The following is a 1,786-nucleotide window of genomic DNA, read 5'->3' on the forward strand; positions in this document are numbered from 1 at the left end:
GCATCCGCCCGAGCTTTTCTCCCCCCAGAGAGCTGCTTGAACCCCACTTTTTTGACTTCGCCGAGGAAGTTTACGGCCAGGCCCTCGAAGTTGCCTTCCATGCTTTCATTCGACCAGAACAGAAATTCGACAGCCTCGACGCGCTCAAAGACCAAATGGCGCGCGATTGCGATACAGCACGGGAATTATTGAGCGTATGAGCATCTGGAATCTGACCAAATGGGCGCTGGTTTTGGGCATCATCATGGTGACAGGCCTCAACGCGTCCTGGATTGCGCCGACCCCAAAAGGCGCGCTGAAACTGATCGCGGCGCACGGCATTGACGCGGATAAGGACGGCTGCATCAACCAAGGCGGGCTGGACCGCGCGTTTCAGGATCATGCCGAAATCGTCGTGGTGAAGGCCGCCCCGCGCAAAGGCTGTTCGACGCTGAGCGAAGCGATCTATTACGGACCTGCGCGTAAATTTATGGCGGACATGGGCAGCGACGCCAGCGATGCCGCCGCCACCCGCGCGGTTTTTGCGGGGCGAAAGCGCGACATCGACAAACGCTATAGCTTTACCGGTGATGCCGCTGCGGTCGCCGACATCAGCAAAACCAACCCGCAAGCATGGGCGTGGAGCGCCGCGCAAGCCCGCGCCTGTTTCGACGCCTATGTCAGAACCGGCTGGACCAGCATCATGCCAGCGGTCTGCGCTGGCAAGACCATCACCGTGCCGCTGGATCAACAATGGAAAGCATGGGGGTGGCCCAAACGGTTCATGGCGCGGATGGACGCGGCGAAAGTGCGCGTGATCCTGACCGGCCCTGCGACAGCGGACGGCACGATCACCGGCCTGAGCGCGCTTGAACAAATTCCGCAAGTGCCGCGTGATTTCACCGGCTATTTATGGGTCGAAGACATTGGCTTGATCGGTCCAGCCTTGCGGCGTTAGGCCCCACCCTCTAAGCACCGCCGGATATGACTGAAACACCCGACTATAAAGACACCGTCTTCCTGCCGAAGACCGATTTCCCCATGAAGGCTGGCCTGCCGCAAAAGGAGCCGGGCATCCTTGCGCGCTGGCAGCAGATGGGCATGTATGAAAAACTGCGCGAACGCCGCGCGGGCCGCGAAAAATTCATCCTGCATGATGGCCCGCCCTATGCCAACGGCGACATGCACATCGGCCATGCGATGCAGCGCATCCTCAAAGACACGGTCGTGCGCACGCAGAGCCTGCTCGGCAAAGACGCACCGTTCGTGCCCGGTTGGGATTGTCACGGGCTGCCCATCGAGTGGAAGGTTGAGGAAGAATATCGCAAGAAAAAGCGCAACAAGGATGAGGTTCCCGTTGAGGAATTCCGCGCCGAATGCCGCGCCTATGCACAAAATTGGGTCAATGTTCAGCGTGAACAGATCAAACGGCTCGGCGTCATCGGCGATTGGGATAATCCCTATCTGACAATGGATTTCGACGCCGAAGCGACGATAGTTGCCGAACTGATGAAGTTTGCGGAGTCCGGTCAGCTGTATCGCGGGGCCAAACCGGTGATGTGGTCGCCGGTCGAAAAGACCGCCTTGGCCGAGGCTGAGGTTGAGTATGAGGATATCGTTTCAACGCAGATTGATGTGGCGTTTGAGATTGTTTCATCGCCGATTGAGGAACTGGTCGGCGCTTACGCGGTGATCTGGACCACGACGCCGTGGACGATCCCGGTTAATCAGGCGATCGCTTATGGGGCGGATGTTGAGTATGTTTTAGCGCAGCCAATGCTCGCCATGCACCGCGAAGATGCTGGTA

3 protein-coding genes are annotated in these 1,786 nt (G+C 58.6%); all 3 read left to right on the forward strand.

What is annotated here, in order from left to right; all coding sequences use genetic code 11:
* Nucleotides 1-200: riboflavin kinase (locus ABL922_RS14815; protein WP_349024976.1), on the forward strand; the 200-nt coding region annotated here is incomplete at its 5' end.
* The gene (locus ABL922_RS14820; RefSeq protein WP_349024977.1) at nucleotides 197-937 is read left to right on the forward strand and encodes a hypothetical protein; all 741 of its coding nucleotides are present in this window, start codon (nucleotides 197-199) and stop codon (nucleotides 935-937) included. The genes ABL922_RS14815 and ABL922_RS14820, both read left to right, overlap by 4 nt.
* Before the next feature lie 26 nt (nucleotides 938-963).
* Nucleotides 964-1,786, forward strand: an 823-nt coding sequence (locus ABL922_RS14825) for a class I tRNA ligase family protein (RefSeq protein ID WP_349024978.1), incomplete at its 3' end; no start/stop codon positions are given.

It is taken from the genome of Sphingorhabdus sp., from assembly GCF_040079335.1.
GTDB lineage: Bacteria > Pseudomonadota > Alphaproteobacteria > Sphingomonadales > Sphingomonadaceae > Sphingorhabdus_B.